This window comes from Streptomyces sp. NPDC088730, assembly GCF_044751215.1.
Lineage (GTDB): Bacteria > Actinomycetota > Actinomycetes > Streptomycetales > Streptomycetaceae > Streptomyces.
The window spans coordinates 409,604-428,112 of the sequence record NZ_JBIVLK010000001.1 but is presented as its reverse complement, the minus strand read 5'-3'; the positions used below and the strand labels follow the sequence as shown (position 1 = coordinate 428,112).

The 18,509-nt window shown below is 72.5% G+C and carries 15 protein-coding genes; 8 read left to right on the top strand and 7 right to left on the bottom strand.

Annotated features, from left to right (window positions below; translation table 11 throughout):
- Positions 1-24: 24 nt before the first annotated feature.
- The 6 genes from alc to ACIP89_RS01800 form a co-directional block, all read right to left on the bottom strand.
- Positions 25-1,170: an allantoicase gene (alc, locus tag ACIP89_RS01825; RefSeq protein ID WP_073739075.1), complete on the bottom strand. Its 1,146-nt coding sequence runs from the start codon at positions 1,168-1,170 to the stop codon at positions 25-27.
- 64 nt (positions 1,171-1,234) lie between these two features.
- Positions 1,235-2,155, bottom strand: a complete 921-nt coding sequence (locus tag ACIP89_RS01820; RefSeq protein WP_401921536.1) for a LysR substrate-binding domain-containing protein — start codon at positions 2,153-2,155, stop codon at positions 1,235-1,237.
- Complete coding sequence (locus ACIP89_RS01815; RefSeq protein WP_402112414.1) at positions 2,152-3,129, bottom strand: DMT family transporter; 978 nt, start codon at positions 3,127-3,129, stop codon at positions 2,152-2,154. Before ACIP89_RS01815 ends, ACIP89_RS01820 begins: the two co-directional genes overlap by 4 nt.
- 180 nt (positions 3,130-3,309) lie before the next feature.
- The gene (locus ACIP89_RS01810; protein ID WP_073738998.1) at positions 3,310-3,525 is read right to left on the bottom strand and encodes a hypothetical protein; all 216 of its coding nucleotides are present in this window, start codon (positions 3,523-3,525) and stop codon (positions 3,310-3,312) included.
- 38 nt (positions 3,526-3,563) lie between these two features.
- Positions 3,564-5,735, bottom strand: coding sequence for a 4-alpha-glucanotransferase (malQ, locus tag ACIP89_RS01805; RefSeq protein ID WP_402112412.1), 2,172 nt, complete (start codon positions 5,733-5,735; stop codon positions 3,564-3,566).
- Entirely contained in the window at positions 5,736-6,002 is a 267-nt protein-coding gene (locus tag ACIP89_RS01800; RefSeq protein WP_401921539.1) for a hypothetical protein, read from the bottom strand.
- A gap of 311 nt (positions 6,003-6,313) precedes the next feature.
- Here ACIP89_RS01800 and ACIP89_RS01795 point away from each other — a divergent pair, with 311 nt between their 5' ends.
- Positions 6,314-9,313, top strand: a complete 3,000-nt coding sequence (locus tag ACIP89_RS01795) for a beta-N-acetylglucosaminidase domain-containing protein (RefSeq protein ID WP_402112410.1) — start codon at positions 6,314-6,316, stop codon at positions 9,311-9,313.
- Positions 9,314-9,541: 228 nt separating this feature from the next.
- On the opposite strand, the gene ACIP89_RS01790 is transcribed toward ACIP89_RS01795, so the two are convergent.
- A complete protein-coding gene (locus ACIP89_RS01790) occupies positions 9,542-10,078 on the bottom strand; it encodes an HNH endonuclease (protein WP_401921541.1) in 537 nt (178 codons plus the stop codon).
- Between the two features lie 355 nt (positions 10,079-10,433).
- Here ACIP89_RS01790 and ACIP89_RS01785 point away from each other — a divergent pair, with 355 nt between their 5' ends.
- The 7 genes from ACIP89_RS01785 to ACIP89_RS01755 all read left to right on the top strand — a co-directional run bounded on the left by ACIP89_RS01785 (position 10,434) and on the right by ACIP89_RS01755 (position 18,479).
- On the top strand, positions 10,434-11,507 hold the full coding sequence (locus ACIP89_RS01785) for a mechanosensitive ion channel family protein (protein WP_402112407.1): 1,074 nt from the start codon (positions 10,434-10,436) through the stop codon (positions 11,505-11,507).
- A gap of 225 nt (positions 11,508-11,732) precedes the next feature.
- Positions 11,733-12,956, top strand: a complete 1,224-nt coding sequence (locus ACIP89_RS01780; RefSeq protein WP_401921543.1) for an ROK family protein — start codon at positions 11,733-11,735, stop codon at positions 12,954-12,956.
- A gap of 95 nt (positions 12,957-13,051) precedes the next feature.
- Positions 13,052-14,389: an ABC transporter substrate-binding protein gene (locus tag ACIP89_RS01775; RefSeq protein WP_402112404.1), complete on the top strand. Its 1,338-nt coding sequence runs from the start codon at positions 13,052-13,054 to the stop codon at positions 14,387-14,389.
- A 10-nt stretch (positions 14,390-14,399) separates the two neighbouring features.
- Positions 14,400-15,341 carry a carbohydrate ABC transporter permease gene (locus ACIP89_RS01770; protein ID WP_401921546.1) on the top strand — a complete coding sequence of 314 codons (942 nt, stop codon included), beginning with the start codon at positions 14,400-14,402 and terminating at the stop codon, positions 15,339-15,341.
- A 1-nt stretch (position 15,342) separates the two neighbouring features.
- A complete protein-coding gene (locus ACIP89_RS01765) occupies positions 15,343-16,245 on the top strand; it encodes a carbohydrate ABC transporter permease (protein WP_401922091.1) in 903 nt (300 codons plus the stop codon).
- A gap of 3 nt (positions 16,246-16,248) precedes the next feature.
- Positions 16,249-17,514 carry a 6-phospho-beta-glucosidase gene (locus ACIP89_RS01760; protein ID WP_401921549.1) on the top strand — a complete coding sequence of 422 codons (1,266 nt, stop codon included), beginning with the start codon at positions 16,249-16,251 and terminating at the stop codon, positions 17,512-17,514.
- Positions 17,505-18,479 (top strand): N-acetylglucosamine kinase, encoded by a 975-nt coding sequence (locus tag ACIP89_RS01755; RefSeq protein WP_401921550.1) that lies wholly within the window; start codon positions 17,505-17,507, stop codon positions 18,477-18,479. Before ACIP89_RS01760 ends, ACIP89_RS01755 begins: the two co-directional genes overlap by 10 nt.
- Positions 18,480-18,509: the final 30 nt, after the last annotated feature.

Sequence of the window (18,509 nt, the reverse complement as noted above, 5' to 3'; positions counted from 1 at the left end):
GGCGGGTGTCTTTACGGGCAGCCCTCAGGCACCCGACTCCTCGTAGCGGGCTGCCAGGGCCGCCGCGCCGGACTCGGTCAGCGAGCCGTGCAGGCGCATCCGGGCCACCCCGCCGTCGGGGAAGGCGTCCAGCCGGACGTGGGTGACCACGGCCTGGGCGCGGAGCGGGAAGCGGTGCAGGGTGTCGGGCTGGAGGCGGGTGCGGGGGATGATCTCGAACCACTCGCCCGTCTCGCCGTTGCGGCCCTGGAGGGCGATCCAGCCGGCCGCGTTCCCCTTGAGATAGGCGGTGTCGATCTCGACCGCGCGGACGGCGCCCTGGGCGGGCAGCCGGAAGCGCACCCAGTCGTTGGTGTCGCGGACCCGGCGGCGGCGGTTCTCCCAGCCGTCGTCCATCTTGCGGGAGGTGCCGGGCAGGATGATCTGGGTCGGTGAGGAGTAGAAGCGGTCGGAGGCGTCCTCGTAGCTTCCGCCGTTGAGGACCGAGATCAGGTCGAAGGTGCCGAGCGCCGCGAGCCAGGACGGGTCGGGGACGACCTCTCCGTGCACCCGCAGGCGGGCGATGCCGCCGTCGGGGTGCTGGCAGAGGCGGATGTGGGTGTAGCGGCGGTCGCCGGTGATCTCGAAGCCGTTGGCGGCGTGGCCGCGTACCGGGGTCGGCGGGACGATCTCGTCCCACTTGACGTCGTCCGCGAGGAGCGCTTCGGGGCTGGGCGAGCCCGGGACCGAGGTGGCCTGGACCGAGACGCGCTGCGGGTAGTTGCCGCGGAAGTGGGCGGTGTCGACGACGAGCCCGCGGATGATGCCGGGGGCGCCGAGACGGATCAGGGCCCAGTCGTGCTCGTCGGGGGCCGGGAAGGGGTGGGCGGCGTCCGCGCCCCGGCGGCGGCGGGTCTCCCAGCCGTCCATGATCTTGCCCTTGTGGCCGAAGTGCTCGGGGTCGAAGACCGCGCGCTCCCTGAGCAGGAGGTTCTCGCGCTGGGCGAAGAACTCGTCGTTGGCGGCGATCACGCCCGCGCCGAGGCGCCGGTCCGCGAGGTCGACCAGCTCGGTGAAGGGGAGCTCTGTGGTGCGGTAGTCGGCGTACGGGTCACCGCCGCCGTACGGGGCCGCGTCATTGGCGTGGGGGTCGTTGTCCAGGGCGGGGGTCTCGCTCGCGTCGAAGCTCATGTGCCCACTGTCGTACAGACCCATCGATCAGGTCCATCGAAAGTTTTCGCACATTTCGTTCAGCTCAGCTGAACGATGCCTCGCGGGCGGCGCTGACCTCCTTCAGGGCGGCCAGTACCCGGGCCACCGCGGGACCGGTCTCGGCCCCCTGCCGCACGGCCGCGACCACATGGCGCCGGGGCAGGTCGGCGCCGAGTACCCGCAGCGCCACGCCCTTGCGGCGCTCCGCGGAGGCCATCCGGGGGATCAGCGCGACGCCCATGCCCGCCTCCACCATGGCCAGGATCGCGGTCCACCCGGAGGCGCTGTGGGCCTGCTCGGGGACGAATCCGGCGGCCTCGCACGCGGCGGTGGTGATCTCCGACCACGGGCCGGAGCCGCCGAAGATCCACGGCTCCGCGGCGAGGTCGGCCAGCCGGAGCCCGGGGGCGTCGGCCAGCCGGTGCCCGACGGGGAGGGCGACGTCGAGCGGGTCCGCGAGCAGCGGCAGCAGGGCGAACCGGGTGTCGCGAGCCGTCGGGGCGTGCGCGGCGAGCGAGAGCGCGAGGTCGACGTCACCGGCCGCGAGCAGCTCGTACGCCTCCGCGGCCTCCGCCTCCCGCACCCGGACCCCGGGTCCGGGCCGGCCGTCGGCGCGCAGCAGCTGGACCGCGGGGACGACGAGGGCGGGCACCGCGGTCGAGAACGCGCCGACCCGCACCTCCCCCGCCTCTCCCCGCAGATATCCGGTCAGCTCGGCCTCGGCGCGCTCCAGCTGGGCGAACACCACTTCGGCGTGGCGGAGTACGAGGTGGGCGGCGTCGGTGAGCCTGACCCGCCTGCCCTGCGCCTCCAGCAGCGGCACGCCGAGCTGCTTGCCGAGGTTCGACAGCTGCTGGGACACCGCGGAGGGGGTCATCATGAGCGCCTCCGCCGTCGCCGTGACGGTCCCGCGCTCGCTCAGCACCCGAAGGATCCGGAGCTTCTTGACGTCCCACTCGGTCATGTCCGCACATTAGCCGCCGGCCGGTCCCGGACCCGGCCCGCCCCCAGCGCCACTCCGCCGAGGATCAGGACCAGGCAGAGGAGCCGGCCCGGCCCGGTCGGCTCGCCCAGCAGGACGAAGGAGAGTCCGGCCACACAGACGGGCTGGAGGTAGTAGACGATCCCGGTCCGCGCCGCGCCGATCAGCGCGACGGCCCGGTTCCAGGCGAAGAACGCGAGGGCCGAGGAGAACACCCCGACGTACAGCAGCGGTCCGACGGTGCCGGCCGTCGGTTCGAATCCGCCCTGGACGGCGACGCTGACCGCGAAGACGGGCGCCAGCAGCAGCGCGCCCAGCACGAAGGTGGCGAGGAGGAAGGCCGGCTGGCCGATCTCCGGGGGGCGGCGGCGCAGCAGCGCGCTGTAGGAGGCGAAGCTGAGCATCGCGGCGAACATCCACAGGTCACCGGGGGCGAAGTGCGGAGCGAGGGAGCCGTTTCCGACCAGCAGCAGGACTCCGGTGCAGGCGATGCCCATTCCGGCGACGCGGCGCCCGCCGAGCCGCCGGCCGCCGAGCCGTTCGTACACCGCCATCACCACCGGCGAGGCGGCCATGATCATGCCCATCTGGCCGGCCGAGGTGGAGAGGCCCGCCTGGTTGACCAGGGTGTTGTAGGCGGTGATTCCGAGCAGGGCGGCGAGGGTGACGAAGCCCAGGTGGCGGCGGAGCAGCGCGCGCTGCCGCCAGGCCTGCCGCGCCGCGAGGGGCGCGACCGCCGCGACGGCGACGATCCAGCGCCAGAAGGCGGCCTGGACGGGCGGGACGGTGTCGTGCAGGGCGCGCGCCGCGACGAAGCTGCCGGACCAGACGACCGTCGCGACGAGGGCGAGCAGGAGGCCCGTCCCCGGGGTCCGCCGGACTCCTGCCGCTCGTCCCGCTTTCGGGGGAACCTCTTCGACGTCGGTCACGGGGCTACCGTCACACCGGCAGAGCATTCAGGTCCATCGAATACATTCGATGAATCCCTGAAGCAGAACTTAACGGATTACTCCTGGCGATGAGCGGAGCGGACGGCTCGCGGACACACGACAGGGCGCCCCGGCGCGCTCGCGCACGTCGGGACGCCCTGGGACGTCATGGGTGTCGCGCAGCCCTGTGTGCCGCGCGGCCGGGTGTCAGGCCTGCTGCTTCTTGGACTTGTCGAGGACCATGACCAGGCCCGCGATGACCCCGAACAGCACCAGGGGGGCCACGACGAACAGGCCGATCGTGTCGATCACGCTCAGGCCGGGGCCCGGGTCGTCGCCGTCGTCGCGGGTGAGCGCGAGCGCGGGGGACGTCATGAGCAGCATCATCAGCGTCGTTCCGGCGGCGACGGCACCGGCGCGCATAGCGTTCTTCTTGTCCACGGTGCAAACGTAGCGAACGGCTACGAGGGCCGCGCGCCCGGGGGTGCCGTACGGGTCCTCCTGGGCTCCTGGTGGGGGTTGAGCACCTCCATCAGCCGGTGCAGCCGGGGCGAGGCGGCCAGCTCCTCCAGGGTGACCGGCCGGCCCTCGCCGTCCGCGACGGGCAGCCGCCAGTTGGGGTACTCGTCCCAGGTGCCCGGCAGGTTCTGCGGGCGGCGGTCACCGATCGTGTCGGGCAGCCAGATCCCGGCCATCCGGGCCGGGGTGCGCAGCAGGAAGCGGTGGACGGCGCGGACGGCCGCCTCCTCGTCACCCCCGCCCTCGGGGAGCAGGCCGAGCCGGGAGAGCAGGCCGAGCCACTCCGCGGTGTCGGCGCCGTCCGCCGTCCGCTCCTGGTCCAGCGGGCGGGTGAGCAGGCCGAGGCGGTGGCGCAGCGTCACATGGTCGCCGGTCAGCCGGGCGGCGGTGGAGGGCAGATCGTGGGTGGTGGCGGTGGCCAGGCAGTCCTCGCGCCACTCCTCCGGGGCCAGCGGGCGGCCGGTGCCCGCCCAGTCCCGCTCGAACCAGAGGACGGAGGTGCCGAGGACGCCGCGGCGGGCGAGCGCCTCGCGGACGCCCGGTTCGACGGTGCCGAGGTCCTCCCCCACGACGACGGCGCCCGCGCGGTGGGCCTCCAGGACGAGGACGGCGAGCATCGCCTCGGCGTCCTGGCTGACGTAGGTGCCCTCGGTCGGCGGACGCCCCTCGGGCACCCACCAGAGCCGGAACAGGCCCATCACGTGGTCGATGCGCAGGGCGCCGGCCCGGCCGAGGATCCCGCGCAGCAGACCCCGGAACGGGGCGTAGCCGGAGGCGGCCAGCGCGTCGGGGCGCCAGGGCGGCAGGCCCCAGTCCTGGCCGCGCGCGTTGAAGGCGTCCGGGGGCGCGCCGACGGACATGCCGTGCGCGAAGGCGTCCTGCTGGGCCCAGGTGTCGGCACCGCCGGGGTGCACGCCGACCGCGAGGTCGTGGACGATCCCGACGGCCATCCCGGCGTCCCGGGCGGCGCGCTGGGCGTCGGCCAGCTGAGTGTCGGTCAGCCAGGCGAGCCGGCAGTGGAAGTCGACCCGGTCGCGCAGTTCACCCCGGGCGCGGGCGGTCTCCCGGGAGCGGGGGTCGCGCAGCCCGGCCGGCCAGCTGTGCCAGTCGGAGCCGTGCGCCTCGGCCAGGGCGCACCACAGGGCGTGGTCCTCCAGCGCAGGTCCCTGCCGGGCGAGGAAGTCGCAGTACTCGGCGCGGCGGCCGGGCGTGAGGGGGACGCCGGCGAGGATGGCGAGGGCCTGCCGCTTGAGCTCCCAGACGGCGTCGCGGTCGATCAGGGCGCCCTTGTTCAGGACGCCGTCGCTGAGCTCCGCGGCCCGGCGGCGCAGATCGTCGAGCGCGGCCCGGTCGGACGCGTGCCCGTACTCCGGGACGGACTCGACGCGCAGGTGCACCGGGTCGGGGAAGCGCCGCGAGGACGGGCGGTAGGGGGACGGGTCGGTGGGGCTGCCCAGGACCGCCGCGTGCAGCGGGTTCACCTGGACGAAGGAGGCTCCGAGGCACCGTCCGGACCAGGACGCGAGGTCGGCGAGGTCACCGAGGTCGCCCATGCCCCAGGAGCGGGCGGAGAGCAGGGAGTAGAGCTGGACGAGGAAGCCGTGGCTGCGGGGCGGCGGCTGCGGGACGCGGGCCGGGGCGACGATCAGCGTGCAGGACTCGGCGCGCTGCTCGGGCGCGCGGGCGGTCAGCCGGTGCACGCCGAGCGGGGGTTCGGTCCACCAGCCGGTCGCGGGCGCACCGCTGACCACGCCGGGCACCTGGCCGGAAACCACCGGAGCCGGGTCCTTGGAGGGGGTCCGCATCCGGGCCGGGCGGGCGGGGCCGGGCTCCTCGGGGCGGACGGCCAGCTCCGTGCCGGGGGGCAGCGCGGTCAGCGCCGGGGGCAGCGGCTCCCCGCTCCACACCACGAGCGTGGGCGGGAGCAGCCGGGAGCGGGCCGCGGACTCGGCGGCGGCGAGCGCCTTCCGAACCGCCTCGGGCGTGGCGGCGTCGACACCGAGCGCGGCGAGGACCGCGACGACCGTGCCGTCGGGGACGGGCACCGTCACATCGGTGGACGGGGAGTACGAGGTGGCGACGCCGTGCAGTGCGGCGAGCCGGGACAGGCCCATTCAGACTCCTGGGGACTCCATGCCCCAAGCACTGCCGGAGGAAGCCGGCTCGCTCGTCAGCGGGGCGAGGACGGCGAGCGGGGGCTCGCTGGTCAGAGGCGTGGCGTCAGCGAGCGGGGGCTCACTGGTCAGCGGTATGGCGTCGGCCAGCGGCGCCTCACTGGTGAGTGGGCCGGGGGCCGTGGCGGGGCACGCACTGATCAGCGGGGCGGGTCCAGGCACCTGTTTGGTCAGGGCGGAGAGCAGGAGCTGCGCGGCAGCGGGCATGGTGGCCTCCTGGCCGTGGAGAGCAGGACACAGCAGACCTACCCAGCGGACGCGTCCGCAGACGTAGGCGTTACGACAACGAGTTCAACGTGCTCCGGGTCACAATCCGTTCCCCGGAGGCGGATTTCCCGTAAGACGTCCGCCGTTTTCGGCCATTCGGCGCCATCTTTCGCGTGACGCTGCGTCAGTCACACCCTCCCCGTCCCATCCGCCACATCGGGCATTTGCACCACAACGACCACGCGCATTGACACCCTCGCGCCCGGGTGGTGGGCTCGGAGCCCACCGGTGGGAGCGAGGGGAGAACGGGCATGCGGCTCAGGGGCGGGAAGCAGGCGGCGGCGGTCGCCGTGGCCGTGCTCGGCGGGCTCCTCTCCACCGGAGCCCCGGCCGCCGTCGCCGCCCCCGCGCCCCCGGGAACGCCCGTCTCCAGCACCCCCGACCGCGCGGACGACGGCGCCCTGCCCAGCGTGTGGCCCCGGCCGCAGAGCATCAAGGCGGCCGGCTCCCCGGTCCCGCTGTCCGGCGAGGTCACGCTCGTGGCCGACGCTCAGGCCGACCCGTACGCCGTCACCGCGCTCCGCGAGGTGCTGCGCGACGCGGGCGTGCGGACCGTCCACGAAGCCCTGCCGGGGCGCGGCCCCGTCATCCGGTTCGGCGGCGACGGCGCCTTGGACGCGCTGCGCACCCTGCGCGCCCCGGAGCGCGGCGATCTGCCCGCCGGCGGCTACCGGATCGCGGCCGGCCACGTCGCGGGGCGGGACACCGTCGCCATGGACGGTCTGGGCGAGGACGGGCTGTTCCACGCGGTGCAGACCCTGCGTCAGCTGATCCGGGGCGGCAGCGTCGCCGGGGCCACCGTCCGGGACTGGCCCTCCAGCGCCGTGCGCGGGATGACCGAGGGTTTCTACGGACAGCCCTGGGCCCAGGCCGAACGCCTCTCCCAGCTCGGCTTCATGGGGCGCACGAAGCAGAACCGGTACCTGTACGCGGCAGGCGACGACCCCTACCGGCAGGCCCGCTGGCGCGACCCGTACCCGGCGGACCGGCGCGCCGACTTCCGCGCGCTCGCCGGGCGGGCCGCCGCCGAACACGTCACGCTCGGCTGGGCCGTGGCACCCGGCCAGTCGATGTGCCTGTCCTCGGAGCGCGACGTGAAGGCGCTGACGAAGAAGATCGACGCGATGTGGGCGCTGGGGGTGCGGGCCTTCCAGGTGCAGTTCCAGGACGTCAGCTACAGCGAATGGCACTGCTCGGCCGACGCCGACGCCTTCGGTGACGGACCGCGGGCGGCGGCCAGGGCGCAGGCCCGCGTCGTCAGCGCGGTGGCCCAGCACCTCGCGGAGCGCCATCCGGGCGCGCAGCCGCTGTCGATGATGCCGACGGAGTTCTACCAGGACGGGGCGACCGACTACCGCACCGAACTCGCCAAGGAGCTCGACGACCGGGTGCAGGTCGCCTGGACCGGGGTCGGAGTGGTGCCGAGGACCATCACCGGCGGCGAACTGGCCGGCGCCCGAGCCACGTTCCGCCATCCGCTGGTCACGATGGACAACTACCCGGTCAACGACTACGCGCAGGACCGGATCTTCCTCGGCCCGTACACCGGCCGCGACCCGGCGGTCGCCACCGGTTCGGCCGCGCTGCTGGCCAACGCGATGGAGCAGCCGTCCGCCTCCCGGATCCCGCTGTTCACCGCCGCCGACTTCGCCTGGAACCCGAAGGGGTACCAGCCGCAGGAGTCCTGGCAGGCGGCCATCGACGACCTCGCGGGCACGGACACCGGCAGCCGGGACGCGCTGCGCGCCCTGGCCGGGAACAGCGCCGCCTCCGTGCTGGGCGGCGACGAATCGGCGTACCTGAAGCCGCTGCTCGCCGCGTTCTGGAAGACCCACGGCGGGACGGACGCCGGGGCACGCGACAAGGCGGCGGCCCGGCTGCGTTCCGCGTTCACCGTGATGCGCGAGACCCCGCAGCGGCTGGCCGGACTCGCCGACGGGCGGCTCGACGGCGAAGTACGGCCGTGGACCGAGCAGTTGTCCCGGTACGGCAGGGCGGGTGAGCTGGCCGTCGATCTGCTCCAGGCCCAGGCACGCGGCGACGGGGCGGCCGCCTGGCAGGCGTCGCTGGCCCTGGAGCCGGTGAGCAGGTCCGTGAAGGGGAGCGGCGCGACGGTCGGCAAGGGGGTGCTCGGCCCGTTCCTGGACCGGGCGCGCAAGGAGGCCGACGCCTGGACCGGGGCGGACCGCGACAACGGCACGGTGACCGAGGCGCAGGGCAGCTACACGGTGCACCTGGGCCGGGTCCGCCCGCTGGAGGCCGTCACCGCGACGGCCGTGCCGGGCGACGGCGCCACCCCGGCGGACGCGACGGTCCAGGCCCATGTGCCCGGCGAGGGCTGGCACAGCCTCGGCGCGCTCTCGTCGAGCGGCTGGACCCAGACCGGGGGCCGGGGCCTGCGGGCCGACGCGGTCCGGATCAGCTGGCCGACCGTCACCCCGTCGGTCACCGGCGCGCCGCCCCTGATCATCCCGCCGCTCGCGGGCGCGGCCCCGTCCGCGGGTACGGCGCCACGGGTGCGCTCGCTGGTGCCGTGGTTCGGCGACGAGCCGGCGGCCCGGCTCGACCTCGCGCACGGCGCGACGGACGCGGAGATCGGCGGCAAGCCGCAGCGGGTCGAGGCGCGGCTCTCGCCCGGCCGTCCGGCCGAGGTGAAGGGCGCGCTCACCGCGAAGGCCCCCAAGGGCATCAAGGTGCGGCTGCCCAAGCGGACGACCGTCCAGCGCGGTTCCCGTACGGACGTCCCCGTGGAGATCACGGTGCCCGCGGACACCCCGGCGGGCGAGTACGAGGTGCCGTTCTCCTTCGGCGCGGAGGAGACCACCCTGACCGTCCGGGCCTTCCCGCGCACCGCGGGCCCCGACCTGCTGCGCTCGGCCACCGCCTCGTCCTCCGGCGACGAGACGGCGGACTTCCCCGCGTCCGCCGCGTCGGACGGCGACCCGGAGACCCGCTGGTCCTCCCCCGCCGAGGACGGCGCCTGGTGGCAGGCCGAACTGCCCGCCCCGGCCCGGATCGGGCAGGTGGTGCTGGACTGGCAGGACGCGTACGCCTCCCGCTACCGCGTACAGGTCTCCGCGGACGGCCGCACCTGGCGCACGGCGGCCACCGTCCAGGAGGGCAGGGGCGGCCACGAGTCGGTCCGGATGGACGCGAAGGACACCCGGTTCCTCAGGGTCCAGGGCGACGGGCGGGCCACCGAGTACGGCTACTCGCTCTGGTCCGTCCAGGCGTACGCCGTCGCGGAGTAGCGGTGCCCGTCGGCGCGCAGCCGGAATGACGGGCACCGGGGCCGACGGGGTGCACCTCGCGCACTCCGCCCTCGTCGTCCCCGGCAGCTTGCCCTCGATGCTCCCGCCGCTCGTGCCCGTGGCGGTGTACGCCGCCTGCCTGCCCGCCGCCGCGACGTCGCCGCCGCTGCCGCGGCGCATGCCGGGACCGGGCGGACGCGGCCTGAGAGCGCGGCCGGGGCCGGGATCTCAGGCGGATATTCCATCGATCCGGGCCATCGCGTCGGCCGCCCCGAACGGCTGCAGATAGGGCAGCCAGCGGGGGTCGCGGTGGCCCGTGCCGATGATCCGCCAGGCGAGTCCGGTCGGCGGGGCGGGCGGCTGGTGGAGCCGCCAGCCGAGCTCGGGCAGGTGGCGGTCGGCCTTGACGTGGTTGCAGCGGCGGCAGGCCGCCACCACGTTCTCCCAGGCGTGCTGCCCGCCCCGGCTGCGCGGAATGACGTGGTCGACGCTGGTCGCGGCGGCGCCGCAGTACATGCAGCGCCCGCCGTCCCTGGCGAAGAGCGCCCGGCGGGTCAGCGGGACGGGCCCGCGGTAGGGGACGCGCACGAACCGCTTCAGGCGGACGACGCTGGGGGCCGGAACGGCACGGGTGGCGCTGTGCATGAGGGCGCCGGATTCCTCAAGGCAGATGGCCTTGTTCTCCAGGACGAGGACGAGCGCGCGGCGGAGCGGTACGACGCCGAGCGGCTCGTACGACGCGTTGAGAACCAGGACGTGCGGCACGGTTGATGCCTCCTTGTACGCCGGCGGCGCGTGGCTCGCGCCGGGACGATCCGATCTCAGTCTCCCCTCAGGCCTGGTCAAAGCGCCACCACGTCCGGGTAACGGGCCGGAAGGATTTTTCTTCCGGCCACTCCGTCCCAGTGGCGCGAAGGCACCGGAACAGGCGCTTCGGGGGCCCTGCCGCCGACCGCCGCACCCGGTGTGCGATCGGCCACACGCGGCGCCGCCGACCGGGTCCCTTACCTCTTCCATATCCCCGGGTGAGACGCGTCTCTCCCCCGGATCACGGCAACGGAGCACGCCCGATGCCCCGTTAGTGTGGTTGGTCAGCGCTCGCCCAACTGGAGGTTTCACCGTGTCCCTGTCCGCCCTGTTGGCCGCAGCCCAGTCACCCGAGCCAGGTGGCTCGCTGGACGAAGCCGCCAAGCAGGCAGGCAACGCCGCGGGCTGGGTGGAGGAGAACTGGTCCACCTGGCTGAACACCGGTCTGCGGATCGTGCTCATCGCCGCGATCGCGATCGTGCTGCGCACAGCGGTCCGCCGTGCCCTGACCAAGCTCATCGAACGCATGAACCGCAGCGCCCAGGCGGTGGAGGGCACCGCGCTGGGCGGTCTGCTGGTCAACGCGGAGCGCCGCCGCCAGCGCTCGGAGGCGATCGGCTCCGTACTCCGTTCGGTGGCCTCGTTCCTGATCCTCGGCACCGCCGCCCTGATGATCCTGGGCGCGTTCCAGATCAATCTGGCCCCGCTGCTGGCCTCCGCCGGGGTCGCCGGGGTGGCGCTCGGCTTCGGTGCCCGCAACCTGGTCACCGACTTCCTCTCCGGGGTCTTCATGATCCTGGAGGACCAGTACGGCGTCGGCGACACCATCGACGCGGGCGTCGCCTCCGGAGAGGTCATCGAGGTCGGCCTGCGGGTCACCAAGCTGCGCGGCGAGAACGGTGCGATCTGGTACGTCCGCAACGGCGAGGTGAAGCGGATCGGCAACCTCAGCCAGGGCTGGTCCACCGCGGGCATCGATGTGCACGTGCGCCCCACGGAGGACCTCGACCAGGTCCGTACGGTGATCACGGAGGCCGCCCAGCTGATGGCCAAGGACGACCCGTGGACCGAGCGCCTGTGGGGTCCGGTGGAGATCCTGGGCCTGGACACGGTGCTGCTGGACTCGATGACGGTCCGGGTGACCGCCAAGACCATGCCGGGCCAGGCCATGGGCGTGGAGCGCGAGCTGCGCTGGCGGATCAAGCGCGCCTTCGACGAGGCGGGCATCCGGATGATCGGCGGCGTCCCGGCCCAGCCCGACGACGCCGCGGCCGAGGCCGCCGACCCCACCGCCGGTATGGCCGCCCCCTCCGCGTACGCCTCGGCCACCTCGCCGCAGTCCCTGGCGGCCACCCCGATAGTCCAGCCCCCGAACATCTCCAAGTAGCGCGACCGCCGAATACCGGCCAACTCGATTCGACCGGCGCCCTGTTGGGAATGCATCCCGACAGGGCGCCGACGTGCGCCGGGCCGCAGGCAGCGCCACCCGCGCCCGCCCAGGTAACGCTTTGGTTGCCACAGCGGTGCAGACCATTGACGCCCAGGTGACGTGCGCCCTACGGTCCTCTCACCGAATAGGAAACTTTCCTAACAGAGGGCAGGTGCAGTGATCATGGCCGGAACCACGCCGGGTACCCCCCGCGTTCTGCGGGCCATGAACGACCGGGCCGCCCTCGACCTGCTGCTGGAGCACGGCCCCCTCTCGCGGACCAGGATCGGGAAGCTGACGGGCCTGTCCAAGCCCACCGCCTCCCAGCTGCTGGCCCGGCTGGAGGCGGCCGGTCTGGTCGTCGCCACCGGGACCGCGGCCGGGCGGCCGGGGCCCAACGCACAGCTGTACACCGTCAACGCCGCCGCCGCCCATGTGGCGGGGCTCGACGTGAACGCCCAGCGGATCCTCGCCGCCGTCGCAGATGTGACGGGTGAGACGGTCGGGGAGTTCGAACTGCGGACCCCGGGGCGGCGCGCCGACAGCGTGGTGCGGCAGGTGGCGGACGCGCTGGACGGGGCGGTGAAGGACGCCGGACTGACCCGTTCCGACGTGCACCGGCTCGTCATCGGCACGCCGGGCGCCTTCGACCCGGGCACGGGCCGGCTGCGCTACGCCTCCCACCTGCCGGGCTGGCACTCCACGAGCCTGCTGGACGAGCTGGCCGCCTTCCTGCCGATGCCCGTGGAGTACGAGAACGACGTGAACCTCGTCGCGGTGGCCGAACAACGGCTCGGCGCGGCCAGGGGACACGACGACTTCGTCCTGCTGTGGAACGAGGAGGGCCTCGGCGCCGCCCTCGTCATCAACGGCCGGCTGCACCGGGGCTTCACCGGCGGCGCCGGTGAGGTCGGGTTCCTGCCGGTGCCGGGCGCTCCGCTGGTCCGGCAGGTCACCAAGGCCAACTCGGGCGGCTTCCAGGAGCTGGCCGGGGCCCAGGTGCTCGCCAGGCTCGCCCGTGAGGTGGGCATCGACGACGAGGCGGTCCGCGGGCCCGGCACCCACCACGAGATCGCGGCCGCGCTGGTGGGCCGGGCGGCCGAGGCCGTGGAGCGGGGCGAGGGCGGGCCGTACGGCGGGCTGCTCGACCGCTACGCCACCGGTCTGGCGACCGGCCTCGCCTCCATGCTCGCCGTTCTGGACCCCGAGGTCGTCGTGCTCTCGGGTGAGCTGATCTCGCGCGGCGGGGAACCGCTGCGCGGCCGGGTGGCGGCCGAACTGGCCGAGCTCGCGGCGTCCCGGCCCCGGCTGATCGCCGGTGAGGTGACGCACCGGCCCGTACTGCGCGGCGCGCTGGAGAGCGCACTCGCCACCACCCGCGACGAAGTGTTCGACACCTCGCGCTGAACCCCTTTCGCCCCCTTCACCAGCCCCTTTGCCACACCCCTGACGTACCCCGCCTTCCCCTTCCCCGTCCCAACCCTTCATCGGGAGACACCACCATGTCCGGAAACCGCCGGAAGCCGGCCGTCGCACTCGCCGCGACCGCCGCGATTGCCCTCTTCGCCTCCGCCTGTACCGGGCAGAGCAGCTCCGGTGCCAGTGATGACGCGTCCAAGGAGACGACCATCAACTTCTGGCACGGCTGGAGTGCCCCGAACGAGGTCAAGGGAATCCAGGACACGGTCGACGCCTTCGAGAAGGCGCACCCCAACATCCACGTGAAGATCGTCGGCAACATGACCGACGACAAGATCAACCAGGCGCTCCGCGCGGGCGGTTCCAAGGCCCCGGACGTCGTGTCGTCGTTCACCACGAACAACGTCGGCAAGTTCTGCAAGTCGAAGGCGTTCGTCGACCTCAACCCGTTCCTGAAGAAGGACGGGATCGACGCGGCCGCGACCTTCCCGAAGGCGATGAACGAGTACACCCAGTACGACGGCGTGCGCTGCACGGTGCCGCTGCTCGGTGACGCGTACGGGCTCTACTACAACAAGGACGCGTTCAAGGACGCCGGGATCACCAGTCCGCCCAGGACCTGGTCCGAGCTGGCCGCCGACGCGAAGAAGCTGACCAAGCCCAAGGGCGACTCGTACGAGCAGCTCGGCTTCATGCCGAACTACCACGGCTACGAGACCACCACAGAGCACTACCTCGGCAGCTGGGACCCGACGTACTTCGACGCGGACGGCAAGTCGAACATCGCCAAGGACCCGTCCTTCGCCGCCATGCTCACCAGCCAGAAGAAGCTGGTCGACTCGCTCGGCGGCTACCAGAAGCTGGAGAAGTTCCGCACCGGCTTCGGTGACGAGTGGGGCGCCAAGCACCCCTTCCACACCGGCCAGGTGGCCATGCAGCTGGACGGCGAGTGGCGTCTGGGCATGGCCGAGGAGACCAAGCCGGAGTTCGAGATCGGTGTGGCCCCGATGCCCGTCGCGGACGACCAGGCCGACACGTACGGCAAGGGCTACCTGACCGGCACCATCGCCGGTATCGCGTCCACCTCGACCAAGCAGAACGCCGCCTGGGAGCTGGTCAAGTTCATGACCACCGACACCGACGCGGTGGTCAACTTCGCCAACGCCATCCACAACGTGCCCTCCACGCTGGCCGCGCTGAAGTCGCCGAAGCTGAAGTACGACCCGCGCTTCAAGACGTTCCTGGACATCGCCGCCAACCCGAAGTCCACCACCACCCCGCCCTCGGTGAACGGCGGCGCGTTCCTGACGTCCCTGCAGAACCTCGGCTTCGACGTCGAGAAGGGCAAGCAGACGGACATCAAGGCGGGTCTGGAGAAGACCGCCAAGGAAATCGACGCCGCGATCGACCAGGCGAAGTAGAGCCGGCGCGATGAGCACGTACACACTCCGTTCGAAGCGCCGCCGGTCCGCGCTTCGGACGGCGGCCTTCATGTCGCCGTGGCTGATCGGGTTCTGCGTCTTCTTCGCCTACCCGCTGATCTCCACGCTCTATTTCTCCTTCACCAGCTACGACGGCTTCTCCGCCCCGCAGTTCAGCGGGCTGAAGAACTGGTCGTTCGTCTTCAACGACTACCCGCTGTTCTGGCCGGCGCTGCGCAACACGCTCTGGCTGGTCCTGGTCATGGTGACCTGCCGGGTGGTGTTCGGCCTCGGCATCGGCATGCTGATCACCAGAATCAAGACGGGTACCGGGGTCTTCCGGACGCTGTTCTACCTGCCCTACCTGGCTCCTCCGGTCGCCGCGACGCTGGGCTTCGTCTTCCTGCTCAACCCGGGGACCGGTCCGGTCAACTCGATCCTGGGCGAGCTCGGGCTGCCGACGCCGGGCTGGTTCACCGACGCCGCCTGGTCCAAGCCCGCGCTGACCGCGCTGGCGGTCTGGGGGGTGGGCGACCTGATGGTGATCTTCATGGCCGCGCTCCTGGACGTCCCCAAGGAGCAGTACGAGGCCGCGGAGCTGGACGGGGCGTCCTCCTACCAGCGGTTCCGCTTCGTCACCCTGCCGAACATCTCGCCGATCATCATGTTCGCCGTGGTCACCGGCATCATCCAGACGATGCAGTACTACACCCAGCCACTCGTGGCCGGGAAGGTCGCCTCGGGTGTGATGGGCGGCTCCGGGCAGCAGTTCGAACCGGGCTATCCCGACAAGTCGACACTGACGCTTCCGCAGCTGGTCTACAACCTCGGTTTCCAGCGCTTCGACTACGGCTCCGCCTGTGTGGTCGCGCTCGTTCTCTTCGTCCTCGCCATGGCGTTCACCGCACTGCTGATGCGGCGCCGCAGCGGACTGATCCAGGCAGGTGAGTGACATGGCGCAGGTACTCGACACCCCGAAGGCCGGCGGACCGGTGAGTGACCCCGTCACCCCGGCCGAGCGGGTGGCGCGCCGCAAGGCGCTGCTGCACTGGATCGGTGTGCACTCGCTCGGCGTCGCGGCCGCGCTCTTCTTCGTGCTGCCGTTCGTCTTCCTGTTCCTCACCTCGCTGATGAGCGACCAGCAGGCACTGACCCGTGACCTGTGGCCGCACCCCTTCGAGTGGAGCAACTACAAGGAGGTGTTCAACACCCCGGGCTTCCTGACCTGGTGGAAGAACACCCTGCTGTACGCGGGGCTCGGCACCGTCCTCACGGTGGTGTCCTCACTGCCCGTGGCGTACGCGCTCGCCAAGTTCCGCTTCCGCGGCCGGCATCTGTCGCTGATGCTCGTCATCTCGATGATGATGCTGCCGCCGCAGGTCGTCGTCATTCCGATGTACCTGTTCTGGGCCAAGCAGCTGGACATGTCCGGCACGCTCTGGCCGCTGATCATCCCGATGGCGTTCGGTGACGCGTTCTCCATCTTCCTGCTGCGGCAGTTCCTGCTGACCATTCCGAACGAGTACCTGGACGCGGCGAAGGTCGACGGCTGCGGTGAGTTCCGCACCCTGCTCCGCGTCGTGATCCCGATGGCCAAGCCCGGTATCGCGGCCGTCGCCCTCTTCCAGTTCTTCTACGCCTGGAACGACTACTTCGGACCGCAGATCTACGCCTCCGAGAACCCCGGGGCCTGGACCCTGAGTTATGGACTGGAGTCCTTCAAGGGCGCACACCACACCGACTGGAACCTGACCATGGCCGCGACCGTTCTGGTCATGGCCCCTGTGATCGTCGTCTTCTTCTTCGCACAGAAGGCCTTTGTCGAGGGCGTCACACTGACCGGAGTAAAGGGCTGATTCATGAAGCTCGCAGTAGTGGGTGGCGGGTCCACCTACACACCTGAACTGATCGACGGTTTCGCACGGCTGCGGGACACCCTGCCGGTCGAGGAGCTGGTGCTCGTCGACCCGGCGGCCGACCGGCTCGAACTCGTCGGCGGCCTCGCGCGGCGGATCTTCGCCAAGCAGGGCCACCCCGGCCGGATCGTCACCACCACCGACATCGACGCGGGGGTGGCCGACGCGGACGCGGTGCTGCTCCAGCTCCGGGTGGGCGGCCAGGCCGCCCGCGCCAAGGACGAGGCATGGCCGCTGGAATGCGGCTGCGTCGGCCAGGAGACCACCGGCGCCGGCGGCCTCGCCAAGGCCATGCGCACCGTCCCGGTCGTCCTGGACATCGCGGAGCGCGTCCGGCGCACCAACCCGAACGCCTGGATCATCGACTTCACCAACCCCGTCGGCATCGTGACCCGGGCGCTGCTCCAGGCCGGTCACAAGGCCGTCGGCCTGTGCAACGTGGCGATCGGCTTCCAGCGCAAGTTCGCCCGGCTGCTCGACGTGACGCCGGGCGAGGTGCACCTCGACCACGTCGGGCTGAACCACCTGACCTGGGAGACCGGGGTGCGCCTCGGCGGCCCCGGGGGCGAGAACGTGCTGCCCCGGCTGATCGCGGAGCACGGCGACGCGATCGCGGACGACCTGCACATGCCGAGGGCGATCGTGGACCGCCTCGGCGTCGTCCCCTCTTACTACCTGCGCTACTTCTACGCGCACGACGAGGTCGTGCGGGAGCTGGGCACCAAGCCCTCGCGGGCCGTCGAGGTCGCCGCGATGGAGAAGGAACTGCTCGCCATGTACGGCGACCCGACGCTGGACGAGAAGCCCGCGCTGCTCGCCAAGCGCGGCGGCGCCTTCTACTCGGAGGCGGCCGTGGACCTGGCCGCCTCGCTGCTGGGCGGCGGCGGTTCCACCCACCAGGTGGTCAACACCTACAACAACGGGACGCTGCCGTTCCTGCCGGACGACGCGGTGATCGAGGTTCAGGCGAAGGTGGACGGCACGGGCGCGACGCCGCTCGCCGTGCCGGAGCTCGACCCGCTCTACGCCGGGCTGATCGGCAATGTGACGGCGTACGAGGACCTCGCGCTGGAGGCCGCGCTGCGCGGGGGCCGCGACCGGGTGTTCAAGGCCCTGCTCGCGCACCCCCTGATCGGCCAGTTCGAGTACGCGGAAGCACTCACGGACAAGCTGATCGCGCACAACCGGGAGCACCTCCGGTGGGCGTGAACGGTTCGGTCCTCGCGATCGACGCGGGGAACAGCAAGACCGATGTGGCACTGATCGGTGCGGACGGCACGGTGCTGTCCACGGCCCGCGGCGGCGGCTTCCAGCCGCCCGTGGTCGGCATCGGCACGGCCGTGGACGCGCTCGGCTCCGCGGTGGAACGGGCGCTGGCCTCGGCCGGCGTGGGGACGGAGAGCGTCGCCCATGTGTCGGCCTGCCTCGCCAACGCCGATCTTCCGGTGGAGGAGGAGCAGCTGACCGAGGCCCTGGGCGAACGGGGCTGGGGCCGCACGGTGGAGGTGCGCAACGACACCTTCGCGATCCTGCGGGCCGGGGTCGACGAGCCGCGCGGCGTGGCGGTGGTGTGCGGCGCGGGCATCAACTGCGTCGGCATGGTGCCGGACGGGCGCACCGCGCGCTTCCCCGCCATCGGCCGGATATCCGGTGACTGGGGCGGGGGTTCGGGGCTGGCGGAGGAGGCGCTGTGGTTCGCCTCGCGGGCGGAGGACGGCCGGGGTGAGCCGACCGAGCTGGCCCGTACGCTGCCCGGTCACTTCGGGCTCGGCTCGATGTACGCGCTGATAGAGGCGCTGCATCTGGGCCGGATCGCGTTCGAGCGGCGGCACGAGCTGACGCCGGTGCTCTTCGCGACCGGCGCGGCCGGTGACCCGGTGGCGCGCGGACTGGTGGACCGGCTGGCGGAGGAGGTCGTGGCGATGGCCTCGGTCGCCCTCTCCCGGCTCGGGCTGCTGGACGAGCGGGCCCCGGTGGTGCTGGGCGGCAGCGTGCTGGCGGCGCGCCATCCGCACCTGGACGGCCGGATATCCGAACTCCTCGCCGTGCGGGCCCCGAAGGCGGTGGTCCGGGTGGTCGAGGAGTCCCCGGTGCTGGGTGCGGGGCTGCTGGGCCTGGACCACACGGGTGCGGCCCCCGAGGTGCACGAGAGGCTGCGGGCGCAGTACGCCTGACGCGGTGTGACCTCGGAGGGCGGCAGGGGC

Coding starts and splice junctions, on each gene's coding strand:
- ACIP89_RS01800 (WP_401921539.1), bottom strand. CDS start 6,002: ATGCCCGCTGCCGCGCAGCTCCTGCTCTCCGCCCTGACCAAACAGGTG.
- ACIP89_RS01810 (WP_073738998.1), bottom strand. CDS start 3,525: ATGCGCGCCGGTGCCGTCGCCGCCGGAACGACGCTGATGATGCTGCTC.
- ACIP89_RS01815 (WP_402112414.1), bottom strand. CDS start 3,129: ATGCTCTGCCGGTGTGACGGTAGCCCCGTGACCGACGTCGAAGAGGTT.
- malQ (WP_402112412.1), bottom strand. CDS start 5,735: ATGGGCCTGTCCCGGCTCGCCGCACTGCACGGCGTCGCCACCTCGTAC.
- ACIP89_RS01775 (WP_402112404.1), top strand. CDS start 13,052: ATGTCCGGAAACCGCCGGAAGCCGGCCGTCGCACTCGCCGCGACCGCC.
- ACIP89_RS01795 (WP_402112410.1), top strand. CDS start 6,314: ATGCGGCTCAGGGGCGGGAAGCAGGCGGCGGCGGTCGCCGTGGCCGTG.
- ACIP89_RS01760 (WP_401921549.1), top strand. CDS start 16,249: ATGAAGCTCGCAGTAGTGGGTGGCGGGTCCACCTACACACCTGAACTG.
- ACIP89_RS01770 (WP_401921546.1), top strand. CDS start 14,400: ATGAGCACGTACACACTCCGTTCGAAGCGCCGCCGGTCCGCGCTTCGG.
- ACIP89_RS01765 (WP_401922091.1), top strand. CDS start 15,343: ATGGCGCAGGTACTCGACACCCCGAAGGCCGGCGGACCGGTGAGTGAC.
- ACIP89_RS01780 (WP_401921543.1), top strand. CDS start 11,733: ATGGCCGGAACCACGCCGGGTACCCCCCGCGTTCTGCGGGCCATGAAC.
- ACIP89_RS01820 (WP_401921536.1), bottom strand. CDS start 2,155: ATGACCGAGTGGGACGTCAAGAAGCTCCGGATCCTTCGGGTGCTGAGC.
- alc (WP_073739075.1), bottom strand. CDS start 1,170: ATGAGCTTCGACGCGAGCGAGACCCCCGCCCTGGACAACGACCCCCAC.